General features: G+C 40.5%; 14 protein-coding genes. 8 read left to right on the top strand and 6 right to left on the bottom strand.

Features of this window, described 5'->3' with window-relative positions; genetic code table 11:
* Positions 1 to 18 precede the first annotated feature (18 nt).
* Positions 19 to 3336, bottom strand: a complete 3318-nt coding sequence (locus RMZ41_RS07410; protein WP_322645426.1) for a PAS domain S-box protein — start codon at positions 3334 to 3336, stop codon at positions 19 to 21.
* A gap of 359 nt (positions 3337 to 3695) precedes the next feature.
* Between RMZ41_RS07410 and RMZ41_RS07415 the strand changes: the two genes are divergently transcribed.
* The 6 genes from RMZ41_RS07415 (at position 3696) to RMZ41_RS07440 (ending at position 11654) form a co-directional block, all read left to right on the top strand.
* Complete coding sequence (locus RMZ41_RS07415) at positions 3696 to 6308, top strand: response regulator (RefSeq protein WP_322645425.1); 2613 nt, start codon at positions 3696 to 3698, stop codon at positions 6306 to 6308.
* Positions 6309 to 6320: 12 nt separating this feature from the next.
* Entirely contained in the window at positions 6321 to 7406 is a 1086-nt protein-coding gene (locus tag RMZ41_RS07420) for a response regulator (protein WP_322645424.1), read from the top strand.
* Positions 7407 to 7685: 279 nt separating this feature from the next.
* Positions 7686 to 8477 carry a hypothetical protein gene (locus tag RMZ41_RS07425; RefSeq protein WP_322645423.1) on the top strand — a complete coding sequence of 264 codons (792 nt, stop codon included), beginning with the start codon at positions 7686 to 7688 and terminating at the stop codon, positions 8475 to 8477.
* Positions 8474 to 9703 carry a glutathionylspermidine synthase family protein gene (locus RMZ41_RS07430; RefSeq protein ID WP_322645422.1) on the top strand — a complete coding sequence of 410 codons (1230 nt, stop codon included), beginning with the start codon at positions 8474 to 8476 and terminating at the stop codon, positions 9701 to 9703. Before RMZ41_RS07425 ends, RMZ41_RS07430 begins: the two co-directional genes overlap by 4 nt.
* Positions 9703 to 10458, top strand: a complete 756-nt coding sequence (locus RMZ41_RS07435) for a hypothetical protein (protein WP_322645421.1) — start codon at positions 9703 to 9705, stop codon at positions 10456 to 10458. The genes RMZ41_RS07430 and RMZ41_RS07435 overlap by 1 nt, the downstream gene beginning before the upstream one ends.
* Before the next feature lie 368 nt (positions 10459 to 10826).
* Positions 10827 to 11654: an AraC family transcriptional regulator N-terminal domain-containing protein gene (locus RMZ41_RS07440; protein WP_409874935.1), complete on the top strand. Its 828-nt coding sequence runs from the start codon at positions 10827 to 10829 to the stop codon at positions 11652 to 11654.
* A gap of 236 nt (positions 11655 to 11890) precedes the next feature.
* Here RMZ41_RS07440 and RMZ41_RS07445 read toward each other — a convergent pair whose 3' ends face one another.
* The 3 genes from RMZ41_RS07445 to RMZ41_RS07455 form a co-directional block, all read right to left on the bottom strand.
* On the bottom strand, positions 11891 to 12382 hold the full coding sequence (locus RMZ41_RS07445; protein ID WP_322645419.1) for a DUF1499 domain-containing protein: 492 nt from the start codon (positions 12380 to 12382) through the stop codon (positions 11891 to 11893).
* A 192-nt stretch (positions 12383 to 12574) separates the two neighbouring features.
* Positions 12575 to 12784, bottom strand: a complete 210-nt coding sequence (locus RMZ41_RS07450; protein WP_322734356.1) for a hypothetical protein — start codon at positions 12782 to 12784, stop codon at positions 12575 to 12577.
* A gap of 32 nt (positions 12785 to 12816) precedes the next feature.
* Positions 12817 to 13110: a hypothetical protein gene (locus RMZ41_RS07455; RefSeq protein WP_322645417.1), complete on the bottom strand. Its 294-nt coding sequence runs from the start codon at positions 13108 to 13110 to the stop codon at positions 12817 to 12819.
* Positions 13111 to 13534: 424 nt separating this feature from the next.
* Between RMZ41_RS07455 and RMZ41_RS07460 the strand changes: the two genes are divergently transcribed.
* Entirely contained in the window at positions 13535 to 13915 is a 381-nt protein-coding gene (locus RMZ41_RS07460) for a rhodanese-like domain-containing protein (protein WP_322645416.1), read from the top strand.
* A 1027-nt stretch (positions 13916 to 14942) separates the two neighbouring features.
* On the opposite strand, the gene RMZ41_RS07465 is transcribed toward RMZ41_RS07460, so the two are convergent.
* Positions 14943 to 16205 carry a sensor histidine kinase gene (locus RMZ41_RS07465; RefSeq protein ID WP_322645415.1) on the bottom strand — a complete coding sequence of 421 codons (1263 nt, stop codon included), beginning with the start codon at positions 16203 to 16205 and terminating at the stop codon, positions 14943 to 14945.
* 55 nt (positions 16206 to 16260) lie between these two features.
* Positions 16261 to 16932: a two-component system response regulator RppA gene (gene rppA / locus RMZ41_RS07470; RefSeq protein WP_322645414.1), complete on the bottom strand. Its 672-nt coding sequence runs from the start codon at positions 16930 to 16932 to the stop codon at positions 16261 to 16263.
* Positions 16933 to 17159: 227 nt separating this feature from the next.
* Here rppA and RMZ41_RS07475 point away from each other — a divergent pair, with 227 nt between their 5' ends.
* Positions 17160 to 17819: a hypothetical protein gene (locus tag RMZ41_RS07475; protein WP_322645413.1), complete on the top strand. Its 660-nt coding sequence runs from the start codon at positions 17160 to 17162 to the stop codon at positions 17817 to 17819.
* The last annotated feature ends 46 nt before the right edge of the window (positions 17820 to 17865 follow it).

Here is a 17865-nt window from a genome sequence, read left to right on the forward strand (position 1 = left end):
ATAACACATTAAATATTTTCAATCGACGAGATGGCTTATAATTACTGGTAGTTCCACCCTAAATATCGTACCTGCTCCCACCTGGCTAGCAAGGGTAATTCTCCCTCTATGAAGGTCTATACACTTCTTAACTATCGCCAAACCTAATCCGGTTCCTGGGGTATTCCCAACATTACTCGCTCGGTAGAATGGTTCAAATAAGCTCTGCTGTTCTTCTGGTAAAATACCAATACCTTCATCTTGAATTAGAAAAACCGCGCTTTTGTCTTGAACGAATAAATCAATTTTAACATTACTGCCATGTCGTGAATATTTGACAGCATTTGAAAGCAAATTGCTAAGTATCTGTCGCAAAATCTTCTTGTCTGTACAAGCCGTAAAGAGATCGTCTATTGATGAATTACCCCAGTATTGGGGACAGAAGATTAGAGTATGGTTGGGAGAACTTAGTTGAATTTCCTCTACCAATGAGCGACAGAAATCAACCAATTTAATACAAGTTGGCTCAAATGCTAATTTTCCAGCTTCAGCCTTATTAATTAGCAAAATATCATCTAAAAGTTGAGTAGTATGTTGAACGTAAGTCTGAATGCATTGGAGATGTTTTTGCTTTTTTCGTTCATCTAGTTTATGGCTAAAACTGTTTAAAATTCCAGCCGAAGAAGCAATCACAGCTAAAGGAGTTCTGAACTCATGGGAGGTCATAGAGATGAAACGAGATTTTAACTCATTCAATTCTTTTTCCTTCTCTAAAGCTTTACAAATATTTTCTTCAGCTTGTTTGCGTTCGCGTATATCTTTAACTACCCCAATTACATAAATAGGTTTGCCAATAGGATCTCGAATTAGAGAAACTGTTAGATTTACCCAAATTACATCACCATTCTTATGTAAATAGCGCTTTTCTATGGAAAATGTCTCTACTTCTCCTGCTATTAATTGTTGCAAATTACTCAGATGGACTTGTGTATCCTCTGGATGTGTGATGTCTCTAAAGTTTTTATTCAGCATTTCTTCTGGACTATAGCCTAAAATTTCACACAAGTTCTGATTAACTTTAATAAAATGGCCATCTAAAGTTTCCAGTTTAATTCCAACAGCTGCTTGATTAAAAATAGCCCGAAGTTCTGCCTCACTTTTTTGTAAATCTAAAGTGCGTTGTTTAACCCTAAGTTCTAAATCTTGATTGAGTTTTTGTAAAGCTTCTTGCGCTCGTTGCCGTTGCAGTTCGGCAGATGCTCTGGCTGCAAATACTTTGAGAATTCCTTCAAATTTATGGCGGTCAGGTATGGGTTTTTTATCTAATATACAAAGCGAACCAATCGGTTGACCAAAATCATCACTTAAAATAACTTCCATAAAACTTTCAGCTTGCATCGCCATCCATCTTTCAGTAGTAGGGAAAAGTTGTTGAATTTCTGAAGGATAGTAGTAAAATCCTTCCTTGAGCAAAATTTCACAAGGCGTTGATTTTGGGTCATAGTAAATATTTGGCTGTAACTGCCCATCCGACCAAAACCCCAAAGTGTGAACTTGCCCATCAATTAACTCAGTTACCAAGGTATGAGGAACATCTAAAGTAGAAGAAATATGCTCAACTAATGCCGGGAAAAAGTCGCGTCCGGTGGTAGAAGCAGTACTTTCTATCAAACCTTGTAAGGCTATTTCAGCTTGTTTGCGTTTTGTAATATCAATTCCTACTGCAACTGCTGCTGTGTTATTTTGATATTTTTGAGCAACAAGTAAGTAATTGCATATTTTGCCATTTATTTGGGTATCAATAACCTTAGAATCTGCGACATCTTGCCTATTTAAAAATTCACGCATAAATTCTGTAAATTGCCGACTGTTTTCCATAAAGCCCAATTCTTGACCAACAAAAGCATCGGTAGTCAAGTTAAAACTTTCAGCTAAATGGCGATTAACTCCTAAATAATATCCATCAGAATTGACCCAAGAAACAAACCCAGGTACTGCATCTAAAACCGTTTGTAATTGCTCTTTTGCTTGTTGCAGATTTTTTTCTGCTCGTCTGTATTCTGTAATATCCTCGGAAATACACAACAGATATTCAGGTTGTTGATCTTTGTCATACAAAGGGATTTTAGTTGTGTGTAAAATTCTTTTGCCAAAACTAGGGTTATCAATAGGTTCTTCAGGAGTATCTTGAGGTACACCGAGAACAAAAGTTTCTAGGTCTTTTTGAAAGAAAAAGTCTGCTTGTTCTTTCGAGAATAATTCGTAATCTGTTTTACCAATAGCTTGCTCTGCTGCGATCCCAAAAATGTTTTCGCAGGTATGATTCCAGAGTTTAAATGTGCCAAAACTTTCTGGTTTGGCATCTTTAACAAATACTGCTACTGGCAGATTATTAATCATCGACTGTAAAAAGTTGCGAGTATGCTGGAGTTCCTCTTGAGCTTTTCGACTCTCAGTGATATCAATACCCGTACAGACGATATACTCAAGTTGATTATCCTGATTAAGTAAAACTTTATTTGACCAAGAAATGAAGCGGCGATCGCTATCTTTGGTGACTAAACAAGTTTCGTAGCGTTGAGGAAATTCTCTCTCTTCTAAATTGTAAAAAATTCCTTTGATATATTGTGTTATTTCAGGTAGCAATAGAATATCCCAAACAAATCTTCCTTTAACTTCATCAAATGTATAACCTGTAGCTTGCTCGCAAGTATTATTAAAGCGAACAACTTTCCCCTGACAATCTAGTACAATAACCAAAGCATCGGCTAAATTCAAAATAGCCGAAATAAAATTCCGCTCTAATCGCAATTCTGCCTCGATTCTTTGGCGTTCTGCAAGTTTAACTTGTGCATAATTGTAGAGTCTGGCTTGTTGAATCGAAACTGCTAGCAGACTAGCAGGAGTAACTACTCCAACTACTTCTCCTTTTTCTCCAATAATAGGCAAATGGCAAATTTGATGTTTCTTCAGCAAATTTAACGCAGTAAAAATATCTTTAAAATCTGCTAACTTCAATGTGATTAATTCTTTTGTCATCACTTCTGCAACACTGATTTTCTCTAGATTCTTGCCTTGTGCTGTCAGCTTAATTAAATCTCTTTGCGTAATTATTCCTTGCAACTGGGAGTTTTCTATAACTAAAACACAACTGGTAGCTTGAGATGTGATGCTATCCATATTTTTATTTGAGCTTGCCAACGCATTGGTATCTTTGATTGGTAAGCTATCACAATTACCTGCCGCTTCATTGATTAGTGCAATTACATCTGGAAGCAGAATTGCAGAGTTAACAATAAGTGGATGACGAACGATCGTCAGTTGTAAATTATCAGAACTTATAGGGTTAATAAGCATTATGTATAGATGTATTTAATCAAAAAAATCTTCAATCAAGATAGTATTGATATCTTTAACTTAATTTTCAAAATGTTTGAGGTGGGGATTTTAACTCCACCACAAAAAAGCAACTTACATAAATCGCGGCTTCTTACTTCCTTGCGGGAATAGGGAAATCTTAACTATTCCCCATTCCCCATTCCCTCCCTTGGTGAATGCATTGTGTAAAAGTCTAATTTAAGCATATCTCAGGGGTTTTGTCTGTTCCGCATCGCAATTTCCTATACTAGTAGGACTCAATTTATATCAAGCTATTAACATGATATAAATCAAGGTATAATTTTTTTGAGGCGCGATCGCGTTTGTATTTTTAACTTATGAGTCATTGCTCCCCCTTGATAATTCTGCTGATTGATGATTGCGCTAGAGATCGGGAAGCATATTGTCGCTTTTTGAAGCAGGACAGCCTGTATACCTATGGCATTTTGGAGTTTGAGACAGCAGCACAGTCCATAAAATGGTGTCAACAGGAGGTACCAGATATCATTTTGTTGGATTATGGTTTGCCCGATGGGGATGGCTTGAAGTTTATTCAGCAATTGCGGAAATACCATAGCAATACCCAAGTTGCTGTAATTCTGCTGGTAAAACAAGGGGATGAAATCAACGCTGTCCGTGCTATAAAAAATGGTGTTCAAGATTATCTAATGAAAGATAAACTCACGGCTGAAGTTCTTCAAGGCGCAATTCATCATGCCGTTGAACGGATGCAGCTAACTCGACAGTTAGAAGAAAGCCGAGAATACGCCATTCAACAGGAGAGAGCATATCAGCAAGCACAGGCAGAACTGGCAGAATGGCAACGAAAAGAAGCAGCCCTCAGAAGTATTTTGGCGACCTGCTCCGATCGCGTCATTAAGTCAGATCAAGACAGCAATTCCCTCCACGTAGTTGGTTGCAACATAGACAGCAACGAGCTTCCCTACCAAACACTATGCAAACAAGCTCAACAGGAACTCATCCACAACATAGATTTGCGAGAAGCAATTTTTAATGAATCTGCCGATGCCATCTTTCTCGTCGATCCACAAACGCTGCTCACCCTAGATTGCAATCGGCGGGCGGTAGAATTATTTGAGGCAGCTGATAAAACTGAATTGCTCGATATTAATGGGCAGACACTCCAACTCCGTCCATTCACTGCTAGCGAAACAGATGCGATCGTAGCAGATATGCAGATCAAAGGTGTCTGGAGTCGAGAGATTGAATATATTACTCTCAAAGGTCAGATTTTCTGGGGAAACATAGCAGCGAAACCCATTACTGTAGCTGGACGTACCATGCATTTAATCCGGCTCACTGATATCACAGAACGCAAACAAGCCGAAGCACAAATGCGGCAGACGAACGAGCAACTTGCCCGTGCTACTCGCCTTAAAGACGAATTTCTGGCAAACATGAGCCATGAACTGCGAACACCTCTAAATGCAATTTTGGGGATGTCAGAGGGTTTACAGGAAGATGTGTTTGGCTCCATCAATGAAAGACAAGTAAACGCGATCGCCACTATTGAGCGCAGTGGCAGACATTTATTAGAACTAATCAACGATATTCTAGACTTATCTAAAATCGAATCTGGTAAACTGGAACTGCAATGGAGTGATGTTTCTGTCAGAAGCCTCTGTGATGCCAGCCTGGTTTTTGTCAAACAGATGGCTTTGAAAAAAAATATTCATCTTAGTATTCATGTTGCTGAAAATATTGACAGCATCCAAGGAGACGATCGCCGACTACGCCAAGTACTGATCAACCTGCTGAACAACGCTGTCAAATTCACGCCAGAAGGAGGATCTGTAACCCTAGAAGTCCGGCTAGAAGAAACAGGGGCACAGGAGAGCAAAGGAAATTATGCCTCATCTTCCCTAAATCTTTGCTTCTATATTAATGACACCGGCATCGGTATTGCTCATGAAGAAATTAGCAAGCTGTTTCAGCCCTTCATCCAGCTTGATAGCAGTCTCAACCGCCAATACAACGGCACTGGTTTAGGTTTGGCACTAGTACAGCAAATTGTTAGCTTACATCAAGGAACAGTCTCAGTTAGCAGTAAAGTTGGCGAAGGAAGTTGCTTTACAGTCCGCATTCCCTACCGTCCCAGCGCTAATTTGCTAACAATGCAAGTAACTACTTTATTGCCTAGTTATTGCTTACTTGGTAAGAATGCTCAAGTTTTGATTATCGAAGATTCTATGGTGGCGGCCGACCAAATTACTCGCTACTTCAGCGAAATGGGAATGCAAACTATTATCTATTCCAAAGGTGAAGGAGCCATAGAAGAAGTGCTGCGCGTTCAGCCCAGTTTAATTATTCTCGATCTGCAACTACCGAACCTATCAGGTTGGGAGGTGCTAAATCAACTCAAGACCAACCCAAAAACCAAAAATATTCCAACGATCATTATTTCAGTTGTGGATGAGCGTAGCAAAGGATTGACTGAGGGAGCATTTGAATATTTGGTCAAACCCATTACCCGCGCTCAACTTCAGGTAACTGTAGAGAAACTGCAATGTTTTAACCGTTCCGAGTCGCCAAATTTAACTGTATTGGCAAAAGCCGCGACAAAACCACCTTTGATTTTGCTGGTAGAAGATAATCAAGCAAATATTGATACCATATCCGGTTATCTTGAAAGTCGAGGGTATCATCTCATTTTGGCGAACAATGGACAACAAGCTATTGACCTGGTTAAAGTTCAACGCCCCGACTTAATTCTGATGGACATTCAAATGCCGGGAATGGATGGATTAAAAGCAATGCGCCACATCCGTGACGATGGAAAATTTGGGAATATTCCAATTATTGCACTAACGGCGTTAGCTATGGCTGGCGATCGCGAAACTTGTTTAGCAGCTGGAGCTAACGAATATCTTACCAAACCCGTAAAACTCAGGCAGCTTGCACTCACCATTCAACAAGTTTTAGCTAGGTGACAGAAATTTTTCATGGATACTCAACCTTCTATTTTAGTGGTCGATGATGAACCCGATAACTTTGATGTTGTTGAAACCTTGTTAGATAATCAAAACTACGAACTACACTATGCTTCTGGTGGTCAACAAGCTCTGAATCGTCTCAATAGTCTTCAGCCCGATCTGATTTTGCTGGATGTGATGATGCCTGACCTAAATGGGATGGAAGTATGCCAACGCATCAAAGCCGATCCACAATGGCAGATGGTGCCGATCGTTATGGTGACAGCATTAACTGCTAAAGAAGATTTGGCTCGATGTTTAGCAACAGGCGCAGATGACTTTATTAGTAAACCTCTTAATGGCGTAGAATTACGAGCTAGAGTTAATTCGATGTTGCGGATTAAGCAGCAGTACGACAGCCTGCAAGTTTTGCTCAAACTGCGAGAAGATATGGCAAACATGATTGTCCACGATCTGCGAAATTCTCTTACTAGTATTGTCCTCGCAGCTGAGATTCTCCGGTTTTCCGGCTTGTCATCCGAACAGCAACGAGGCAAGGTCGAGCAAATTTTACTTGCAGGGCAACAGCTACAATCATTGATTAATAGCTTACTGATCGTGGGAAAGCTAGAATCGGGAAAAATGCATCTCAACTATACAGAAGTAGACCTTTCTGCACTCTGTATATCAGCCTTAAGAGATTTTGAAGCGATCGCTACCCAAAAAAACCTGCTTTTGATCGGCGAATTACCTGAACCTGGTGGCATAGTAAAAGTAGATGCAACAATCTTTCGTCGAGTTCTGGATAATTTGCTCTCCAATGCCATTAAGTTCTCTCCGGCGAACTCTCAAGTTACCCTACGGGCAGAGTATTTGGCAGCAGGTGGTGCGAAAGTGCAAGTCGCAGATTTAGGCCCCGGAATCCGTGAAGACTTACGACAAATCATTTTCGAGAAATATGAAGTTGCAACCCGCATACCAGAAGTTTCGCAAATTGGTTTAGGATTAGCTTTCTGCAAAATGGCGATCGAGGCGCATTGTGGTAGGATTACCGTCGAAGATAATTATCCAAATGGTAGTATTTTTACTGTATTTACAAAATTGCATCACCAATAGTTGCAGGGAGCAGGGAGCAGGGAGCAGGGGGAACAGGGGAAGCAAGAGAAGAATAACTATGGTTATTGAGCAATTCCCCATTCCCCATTTTCCATTTTCCATATCCAGATTAACAGGGTTAATCACATATTTGGGCAATATTTCTGACTAACTGTAGTCTGTGAGTATACTGAGTCAGAAGGCAGAATTACGCTCATCTAAGGGCAGCAATCTCCCCAGGTTTTTCAACGTGGGACTTGGGCTGTGGATGCTTTATAACTACAGGTAGGAGAGTTTTTCATGGAGCCTGTCCTAGTCTGGATCTCGGTAGTAACCAGTTGGAAAATATGGGGAAAATGGTATTTGTCTATCTTCTCGGTTACGAAACTGGCTTCTCCCTTGCCGCATCGTTTTCTTCTACTGATTACTCCTATTATCTGCGCTGGAATCCTTTATGGGACTTTGCGGATTCTAGCATCACACGATGTCCGTAATAATGTTTTATATCTAACTTTCTACTTACTGATGGGAGCTACTTGGGTAGGAATAGCTGTAGAAGCCTTTCTATTTTGTGGCTTAAGCGTTCGTGATGATGCCATAGAAAGGCAGAATGCAGCTGTTTCCTATGGTATTAGCGGTGCTTTGATTGGTATAACCCTCTGCTTCGCTGGTGGAAACATTGGAGATGGCCCTGGCTGGTGGGTTGTTGCCTATTCAGCAATGCTATCTACAGGTGCATGGTTTTTGTTATGGCTGGTTCTAGAATATTTTACGCAGATTTCCGAGGCGATCGCTATTGATAGAGATAGGGCATCGGGTTTGCGTCTGGCTGGGTTTTTAGTAGCGTCTGGTGCAATTTTGGGTCGGGCTGTTGCCGGAAACTGGGAATCCTTCGATGCGACTACAATTGATTTCGTCAGGTATGGCTGGCCTGTGATTATTTTAGCGATCGCAGCAATAAAGGTCGAAAAAGTTTGTCAGCCAACAGCAAAGCAACCATCTCTACCCATTACAAGCCACGGTTTGATTCCATTGTTCTCTTATATATCTAGTAGCATTATCTACATTTTAGTTTGGGGAGGTTTGAGATGAAACCACCCTGGCAAGCAGAGATCCCAATGTCCGCAACGATATTTGAGGAAGTCAGACTCCAGACCATTTTTGACTGTTGTAAATGGGATTCTCAAGTAGAAGATGTGGCAACTCTAGCCAACTTTCCCCTGCTTTTAAATCTGGAAACATGGCAGGAGTTAGCCCAACTTGCAGAAAAATTAGCTTCGGAAACCCTCGCAGCCGAACAAGAAATTTTACTCCAATCTCGCCTGCAAAAACAGTTAAATATACCGCCAGTAATTCAGAAATTATGGCAGCATCCATCATTTATCCAGACATTATCCAAAGCAGTGCGGGTGATTCGTTTCGATTTTCACTTCACCACTGAGGGCTGGCGGATTTCTGAAGCCAATTCGGATGTTCCCAGTGGTTACATTGAAGCTTCTGGTTTTACTAACTTAGTTGCACTACATTATTCACAAACCATCCCCTTGGGCAACCCCGCCCTAGCCCTAGCTTCCGCCATCCGGGAATCTGTTGGTGAAGGCGCTCATGTTGCTTTAGCTCATGCCACTGCTTATACTGATGACCGTCAGGTTATGACTTATCTGGCGCAGCATTTCCAGCAAGCCGGATTGCAGACTTATCTAATTAGTCCCGCCCAACTCCGATGGCAGTCAGGGTGTCCGTTGTTACTTAACAACCAGTCCCTAACATCAATTGATTTCCTCTATCGATTTTTTCCTGTGGAGTGGTTGCCCAATCTGCCCAAAATCTCTGGCTGGCAACACCTGTTTAGTTCAGTCCAAATCCCTCAGTGCAACCCTACTTCTGCCTTAATTACCCAGAGTAAGAGGTTTCCCTTAGTGTGGGATGCCCTGAAAACACAACTACCAACTTGGCGTTCCCTATTGCCAGAAACTTGTGACCCCCGACAAGTCCACGACCTGAAAGACGAAGCCTGGGTACTCAAACCCGCCCTGGGTCGCATAGGAGAAAACATCGGTATTTTGGGAGTAACCAAAAAAGAGGATTGGCTAAAGATTCAACAACAAGCCAAGAAACATCCAGAAAAATGGGTGGCACAACGGCGATTTGAACTGATACCTTTGTTAACCGCAGAGGGTTATTTCTATCCCTGCATTGGAATTTATACAATTAATGGTCGTGCGGCTGGGGCTTATGGTCGTCTGGGTAGCAGACCACTAATCGATGCAACTGCCCAGGATGTGGCTATCCTAACTAAAAAACCAGTAGGTGAATAATGCAACCAAGAGAATTTTTTGCGATTTGGGCACCCAAGGAAGTAATTTGGTCGCGTTGGGCTAAACCAGTGGTCTTTAGTCAATTGACTCAGAATCGTGTTGCTGCTGCCGTTATCAGAAATGAGTTCACCATGAATACTGATAACATTCCTACACCGAATAACAGCACATTGATACTGGTAAATTTGCCGGGAGTAGAGTCGATTGAATTAGGTATGGCTTTAGCCCAACTGGGTCATCGACCTGTTCCTTTATACAATTGTTGTGAAGGTGCTAATGCAATCATTCCAATGGCAGCGATTATAGATAGCCTGGTGAGTGCAACGCCGATATTACAAAAATTGCAGCTTCCCTTACTTGCTCCCCCGGCGTTTTTGATTGATGCCAACCGAATGCGAGATATTGCAAAACCTTCTCCAGGAGATTTTGATAATCGCTGGTTAGTATTTCCCCAAGATTTTCCGTCTGGCAAGTTTCTTTTATCGCAAGGTATTCAACGGGTGTTGCTGCTACAAAGAAACGATACACCTGAGTCTGACCTCGCCCACGTCCTATTACTCTGGCAACAACAGGGAATTCAATTGCTGAGGCAGAATTTTTCAGTCTCAGGTATACCTGTACCTTTAAAGGTCAGTCGTCCTCGTTGGTTTAGATATTTCTGGTATCGTGCCTTAACGCTGCTGTCTCTTAAACGCAACAGTGCTGGTGGCTTCGGTTCGGTGATTCCTGATGAATCTACTACTGGTGGTGGGTAAACGATTTGCATGGTTCAGGGATAGATGCAATTAATTGTGCCAAACTTGATTAGCATGTTCACAAAACTGATGCAAAAATCTTCTTCTTAAACAAAAATCCAGAATATTTACAAGAAACTGGTATCATTTTTCATTGCTTTAGCTTCATTTTAAGGATTTGAAAGGGCAAGCAATATAACGATCGTCTAAGCTCGTTGTACAATTGTGCAAACTTAGAAATAAACGTTGTTAAAACGAGTGAAAAGTCCGATATGCATTTAATGGACGACCAACAGGCAAAGCGCGAGGCAGACAGAGCGCAAGCCAACAGAGACGAACTGACTCAGCACATCTCACAGGCTATCCTTAATGATGGGACGATTGAGCCGATGAAAGGATTTCACCTCAACCGCTCCTCCTCGCCTGCGGAATGCGTTTATGGTGTCTCTGTCCCTGCCTTTTGTGTGATTGCCCAAGGCAGCAAAGAAGTCCTTCTGGGCAGCGATCGCTACCAGTACGATCCGATGCATTATCTACTGGCTACGGTCGAACTACCGATTGTCAGCCAAATTCTGGAAGCGTCCCAAGCGCAACCGTACCTTAGTCTTCGTCTCGATCTCGACCCCATCCTTGTGGGTTCAGTCATGGTTGAGGCAGGCTATCCCTCACCACAAAGCCGTGCCAATGTAAAAGCGATAGACGTGAGTCTGTTGGATGCGCCTCTGCTAGATGCCGTAGTACGGCTCGTTAGGCTTCTTTCGTCTCCCGCCGAAGCTCGGATTCTGATGCCACTGGTAACACGGGAAATCATTTACCGACTCCTGATGGGAGAGCAAGGTAATCGGCTCCGTCATATTGCAGTTCTGAGTGGCTACACCCACCACATCGCTCTTGCCATCGCGCAACTTCATAAAAACTTTAAGGAGCCGCTTCGAATTGAAAGCATCGCACGAGATTTTGGAATGAGTGTCTCAGGTTTCCACCATCACTTCAAGTCTGTCACTGCAATGAGTCCCTTGCAGTTCCAGAAGCAACTGCGGCTCCAGGAAGCTCGCCGTCTGATGCTGGGGGAAAACCTTGACGCTACTAGTGCTGCCTACCGTGTGGGTTATGACGATGCCTCACACTTCAATCGGGAGTATAAGCGACTGTTTGGCGCACCACCCATGCGCGATGTGGAGCGGCTACGAGAAGCTGCTAGGGAGACTGCTAGTTAAATAGGATCTTCTCAAGACACGTCAATCTTGCCATAAGTCGCTGGGGGCAGGGGGCAGGGGGCAGGGAGCAGGGGGCAGGGAGCAGCTGGGGGCAGGGGGCAGGGAGAAAGGTACAAACAAACTCAAGCAAAATTGTGGACAAAAGCCCCCTTGCTCCAATTATGGCTTGGTTGAGAGTAACAAGCGCTGCCAACACCGAAGTTTAAGAAAATTGGCACTTTTCACGATTAGTAAAATCAAATCTTTAAATCCAAGAGAGCCAAACGAATTTGTTCCATACGCCTGCGGTTGACACCAAGATCCGACTCTCCCACACGAGATGCAGAGCGCAGATGAATTACCGACTCATTGGGAGGTAAATAAAACTCTACATCATCAACAAATTTAAAGATGCGGCTTTTAGAAAGAGCATGAATGTAATTAGGAGTCTGTTCTATAACTTCTGTGCGTGGGACAACGCTAAGAACTTTTAGTAGGATTTCTCTGGCCGCATCATGGTCTCGATGATAACTAATCGGGTCGATAGCGTGTTTAGAATCTGCGTTTTGACTTACAACACAGTTATCTGAAGCCGGACAAGAACTAAGATAACCATTATCAACTCCCAACCTAGAAGAGGCAGCCCAAGTAGTAGCAGGAAATATTAAACTACTAATCAAAGTTAGGAGTATTGCAAAAGTAATAGTCTGGAAAAATCTCTGCTGAAAACTTTTTAGCAAATGGGACATGATAAATCTATATATAAGACTCCTATATTATTATAAAAAAACTCGGTACACCTTAGTCTTCTAAAATCATCTTGCCTACTAAGCCCAATAATTTCAGTAATCAGACAGGATTGCTATAGGATTACTATTTGATTTTTGAAAAGAATTAGGTATTGTAGAGGAGCTAGTGCGTTGCGGTGAGGGGGTCGCAGTCTAGGCGGTTCCCGTCGATTGCGAACCCCCGAACCCGAAGGGAGGTTCCCGACGCTCATTTGCGTAGCGTCTCCGACAGGAGAAGACTCGTTTGCCGCCAGCGCTATCCGTTGTAGCAACTGGCGTTGTGTTAGAACGGAGTTCGTAACGCCCTATTATCAAAGGTTTGATGCCGTACTCTTTGCGCTCACATCCTACGTATATTTTCAAAAATCAAACCGGATTCCTATATATAATCTTGATTAATTACTGAATCCGCTATCATTAATAACTTTGAATGCAATAAGACCAGTTAATACTAATAAACCTAACGCTTTGCGAAAATAATTAACGCCTTCAAATAATTCTAGCCATGCCCAAGTAAATAAGGAGCCGTTTGCCAGTATGTCTAACAGTGTATTGATTTTGCCAGTCGTAAAGATTAGAGAAAGTATAGTGGTTACTATCCAAATAATCAGAGGAAGATTTGGCAATTGAGCTAGAACAATTTTGCCTTCACTGTCACGAAATATTTTATCGACAAATGTATTTTCCATAACTTTTAATTGCCTGTTAGCTAAAAATCACAAATTTACAAAGACTACTGATTAGACTTTGATAATATGCTGAATAATATTAAAACATTCACTCAATTCTATTTGAAACCATCTAATTGCATAGATGAGAGCGTTAAAGCATATTCATATATGAGTATATTGAAAGGGATACTCATGCCATTTATGTTTTAAGATGCACGGATGATAAGGTCAACGATCCGAATAGCATGAAGAAAAGGTTAAACCTCGCGTTTCCCTATTTGTTGGGTGTAGTGTTTAAGACAATTGAATTTTAGTGTGTTCCATTTATCAAAACGAGAGAGTCTTTTCACAAGTGCAATCACTTACGTTTAACTTAATTAAGCTTCTGATTAGATTTCAGTTTCCTACTGTTGAGAAAATTAATTGCGAGGAATTAGCTCAATTGCTATTAGATTCTGTAAAGCCAGAACCATTAGTACTAGATGTACGAAGTCATACAGAGTATGCAGTGAGCCATATCAAAACAGCAGTACATATAGACGCTTTTACACCTGACTTAGCAGCACTTTCAATAGTTTCAAAAGACAGAGTAATTATCGTGTACTGTGCTGTTGGCTACCGTAGCGCTAAATTAGCCCAGCAGATGGATGAAGCTGGGATGAAGTGCATTTATAACTTGAATGGTGGGATTTTTCAATGGGCAAATGAAGGAAGGACTATCTTTAAAGACGAGCATCCGACACAGCTTGTACATCCTTACAATAGAATCTGGGGAAAACTGCTGAAAGCTAGTTTCCATTTTGATTTATGTTCGCGCATTTAGCTTCAAAGGCAAGAGGTAACGCAATACGGTTCGGATAAGCATTTTTCATTTTCCTTGTGGTCTGGGGAATGGGTTTGCGGGTAAAGGGTAAAGGATGTATTCAAAACCTTTCCCCTTTAACCGAACCGTATTGAAAGGTAACGGTAAAGAAGGCTCTTTTTTTGTACTGATACCAAATTTAAAAATGATTGCGACAAATTAAATTATCCAATCCTTTAAGAGAAGAATTCTCAATCCAAAATCTAAAATGGTATGAGTTTTTCAAAAATAAAATAGGAATTCTATATCTCAATACGGTTCAGTTAAAGACTATTGGTAAAAAATTTTGGGTTTTTGAGACGCGATAAATCGCCGTCTCTACAAGTGTTTTGGTCTTATCTGAACTGTATTGTCCTATATTTTATGGGTAAAGGAAAGAAAAATTCCTTTCCTTTACTCCTTAACTAAACCGTTTTATCCACGTTCCTATTTCGTGGCTAATGATTGCTATCTAAGCATTAGTCGAGGTATTTTTATTCAAAGCTTCTGCTTTTATCTTGGCATTAACTTTGGAATATTTACTTAGGGAAGAGTGCTTAAATCTATATCTTCCGGAGAGGGTGTTGAAATTGAAGAATTAGAGCTAATTTCTTCTGGTTGTGAATTAAAAGCTGTTTTTCCTTCCCACGAATAATTGCATATTTTGGTATGAAGTAGTGTGCCAAATGTGGCATTAATTACAAAGGCAAAAGAATCTACAAAGATTATGTCTATAGCCCGATTAATCATGAGTCCCCCTTAAGCCGATGAATGCATCAAGTGATATTTAAATGTGAATGTGACTACACAAGGTATGATGCTGATTCCAGAAATCCTCCGAAATACTTTTACTTAGCTTTGGTAGTCTAAAGACATATATAAAAGGTATTATGATTACGAATTAGTTTTTGCAAATGTATGTTGTTTATAATACAGTACTTGCATAGGTAATCGAAAATTTGCAGTATCTATATCTCAGATTTATTAAAAAGTTATGGGATATAATTTTTCACTTTAAAGGCAGATAAATTTGTAAAGTTGTCCCTTCTTTGACTACACTTTTGAGACTAATCTCGCCGCCATGAGATTGAACTATTTGTTGAGCAATAGCCAACCCTAAACCAAATCCTCCAGTTTTGCGAGAGCGTTTCTTATCTACCCGATAAAACCGCTCAAATATGTATGGTAAATCCTCTTCAGGAATCCCAATTCCATTATCTATAACTTGGATAACAGCCGTATGGGATTGAGTAAATAACTGCAATTGCACTTGCCCCCCAGCAGGAGTATATTTACAAGCATTATTAACTAAATTTATCACTGCTTGACGAATCAAGTTAGCATCACCAAGCACTTTTATACTATTTTTGGACAATTGGGAAATTAAACTAAGATGTTGTGCATCTGGATGTGTGACATAATCATTTGCGATCTGCACAAGTAAGTTTTTGAGATCGACATCTTGGAGTAATTCAGTAGGTAACTGACCTTGTGAACGTGCTAGAAACAACAGATTATTCACCAATATACTCATAGACTGGGCGATGTCAAAAATCTTTTGGAAGCGTTGACGCTGTACCTCAAGGTCGGTAGATTTAGATAGAAAACCAAACTGAGCATTGCTAATAATTGCTGTCAAAGGCGATCGCAATTCATGGGAAGCATCAGCTGTAAACCGTTGAAGGCGATCGTAGCTGTGGCGGATTGGTTGCATCGCTAATCCTCCCAACCACCAACCAGTCAGAGCAATTGCACCCAAGGTAATAGGTACTGAAATCGCCAAAACTAGCCGAAATTTAGCTAAAGCATTTTCAATAGATGTAATTGGCATTGCTGCTTGCATATAACCAATTAATAAACCATCTTGGTAAACAGGTAACGTTACCTGACGCAACCATACTTTATTATCGGTCTTGATAGTATCAAATCCACCTAGTACCGAAAGGCGATCGCTTGGAGTCGCACCAAAAAATTGTACTAGTTGCTTTTGGTCATCATACCAACTTGCATAGACTAATCCTATATCTGGTAAGGGTTCTACCATGCTTCCCAACAATGGTACATGTTCCAAGTCTAGCTGTCGCTTGCCATTGTACAGTTCTGACTTCACATTCGCCGCCATCACACTGGTTTTTTTATACAGTAATATATCCAGTTCCTCTAATTCATCTATGACTTCCACATAGTAAACTACCGCCGCAAACCCAATTAAAATACTACCCATTGTCAGGGTGAACCAACTTGCAAGATTGCGACGGCTACGATTAAACATAACTTGTCATTTATCGTTGAAGGAAAGATTTTAAGGCTCCTAATTTTCAACTTAATTATTGTGGATTTAAGCGATAACCCATACCGTAAACTGTTTTAATCCAGTCTGCTGCACCCAATACTTGCAAGCGCTGCCGCAACTTGCGTACTAGCACAGTTAAAGCATTGCTTTCTGGTTCCATACCCCACTCCCATAATGCCTCTTCAATTTGGTTGCGATTTAAAACCTGATTAGGGTGACGCATCAGGTATTCTAATAATTTTGCTTCACGAGGAGATAATTCGACTTTTACATGACTTCGTTCTACATTTAATTCAGCTAAATCCAATTGCAAATCTGCTACCCGCAGGCTGTCTCCCTGCCAATTAGGAACTCTCCGCCCCAAAGCACGTACCCGCGCCAATAGTTCCAGCAAATCTACGGGTTTAACTAAATAATCATCTGCTCCCGCATCTAAACCCATGACTTTATCAGGCGTGGTATCTTTAGCAGTTAATATCAACACAGGTGCAGTCTTACCAGAGAGACGATACTGGCGGCACAGACTCAACCCGCTAATTGTTGGTAACATCCAGTCTAAAATTAATAGATCGTAATCTTTTTGGGATATCAGCCACTGTGCAATTTCCCCATCTTCGGCAGCATCTACTATATATCCTACTTCCGATAAAATACCTTGTAATGGCTCTAATTGTTCAAAATCATCTTCTACTAGTAATATCCGCATAAAATCTTTCGATGTAAAGTTATTACAGGAGAATTGCCAGCACTATTTTAATAAGAATAAAGCCAGTTTTATCTTAGGTGTCGTATTAGTACTATCCCAACTTGAGGGTTTAAAATGTTCTACCATAAGACATATTAATAATGTGTCTCATGGTAGTTTTCAGGAGTTGATAACTCTGAAATTTTAAAATAAATAATTATGCTATATAAATTAATAAATTAAAATAAATGCCTTATTTAAGACTACAAATTTTACTACTTATTCTCCCTCTTTTATTGGTAGGGATTATCTTTTGGACTGGTAGTGATTTGTTAACAAAGCAATTATTAGGGTTTTCTTATAGGACGTTGGATAAGTTACAAGCTGATACACTCCCACAGGTGGAGTTAAAACTGAATTTTACAGTGGTTGATATGAAAATAGATCAAGAGCCAAAATTTACGCAAGTGAAAATTAAAACAGCCAATTCTCTGCTAAAAAGGTTAGAACTTGAAATTCCCAACTCAAGATTTCCAGAATTAGCGATCGCACAAAAATTTGGGTTATATCCCCAACAAGAAAATCTGGAACTTAATAAACAAATGCAGGTAAATATTCCTGTGACTTTAAAAGCAATCAAAGCTGAAATTCAAAAAGAGCAAGGACTTAGCTTTATTGAAGTCAGAACCGCTAATAATACTTTGAGGAAGTTAGATTTTGTGCTGCCAGTAACAGAGATTAATATGGTAGAAACAATGACTGCTAAGTTATTAAATCTGTCTCCTAAAGAAGTTAAAAAGCTAATACGTTATCAAGTTAGAAATCAATCTTTATTTAAATCACAGCCCAAACAACGCATACAAACAAGGAAAGCTGCTAAAACTGAGATAATTTCAAATACCAATTGAAATGACATGGGAGTTAAAGCAAATCCCCAAACCAGAGAAATTGTCC

The sequence above is a fragment of the Nostoc sp. DedVER02 genome (assembly GCF_034530675.2).
GTDB lineage: Bacteria > Cyanobacteriota > Cyanobacteriia > Cyanobacteriales > Nostocaceae > Nostoc.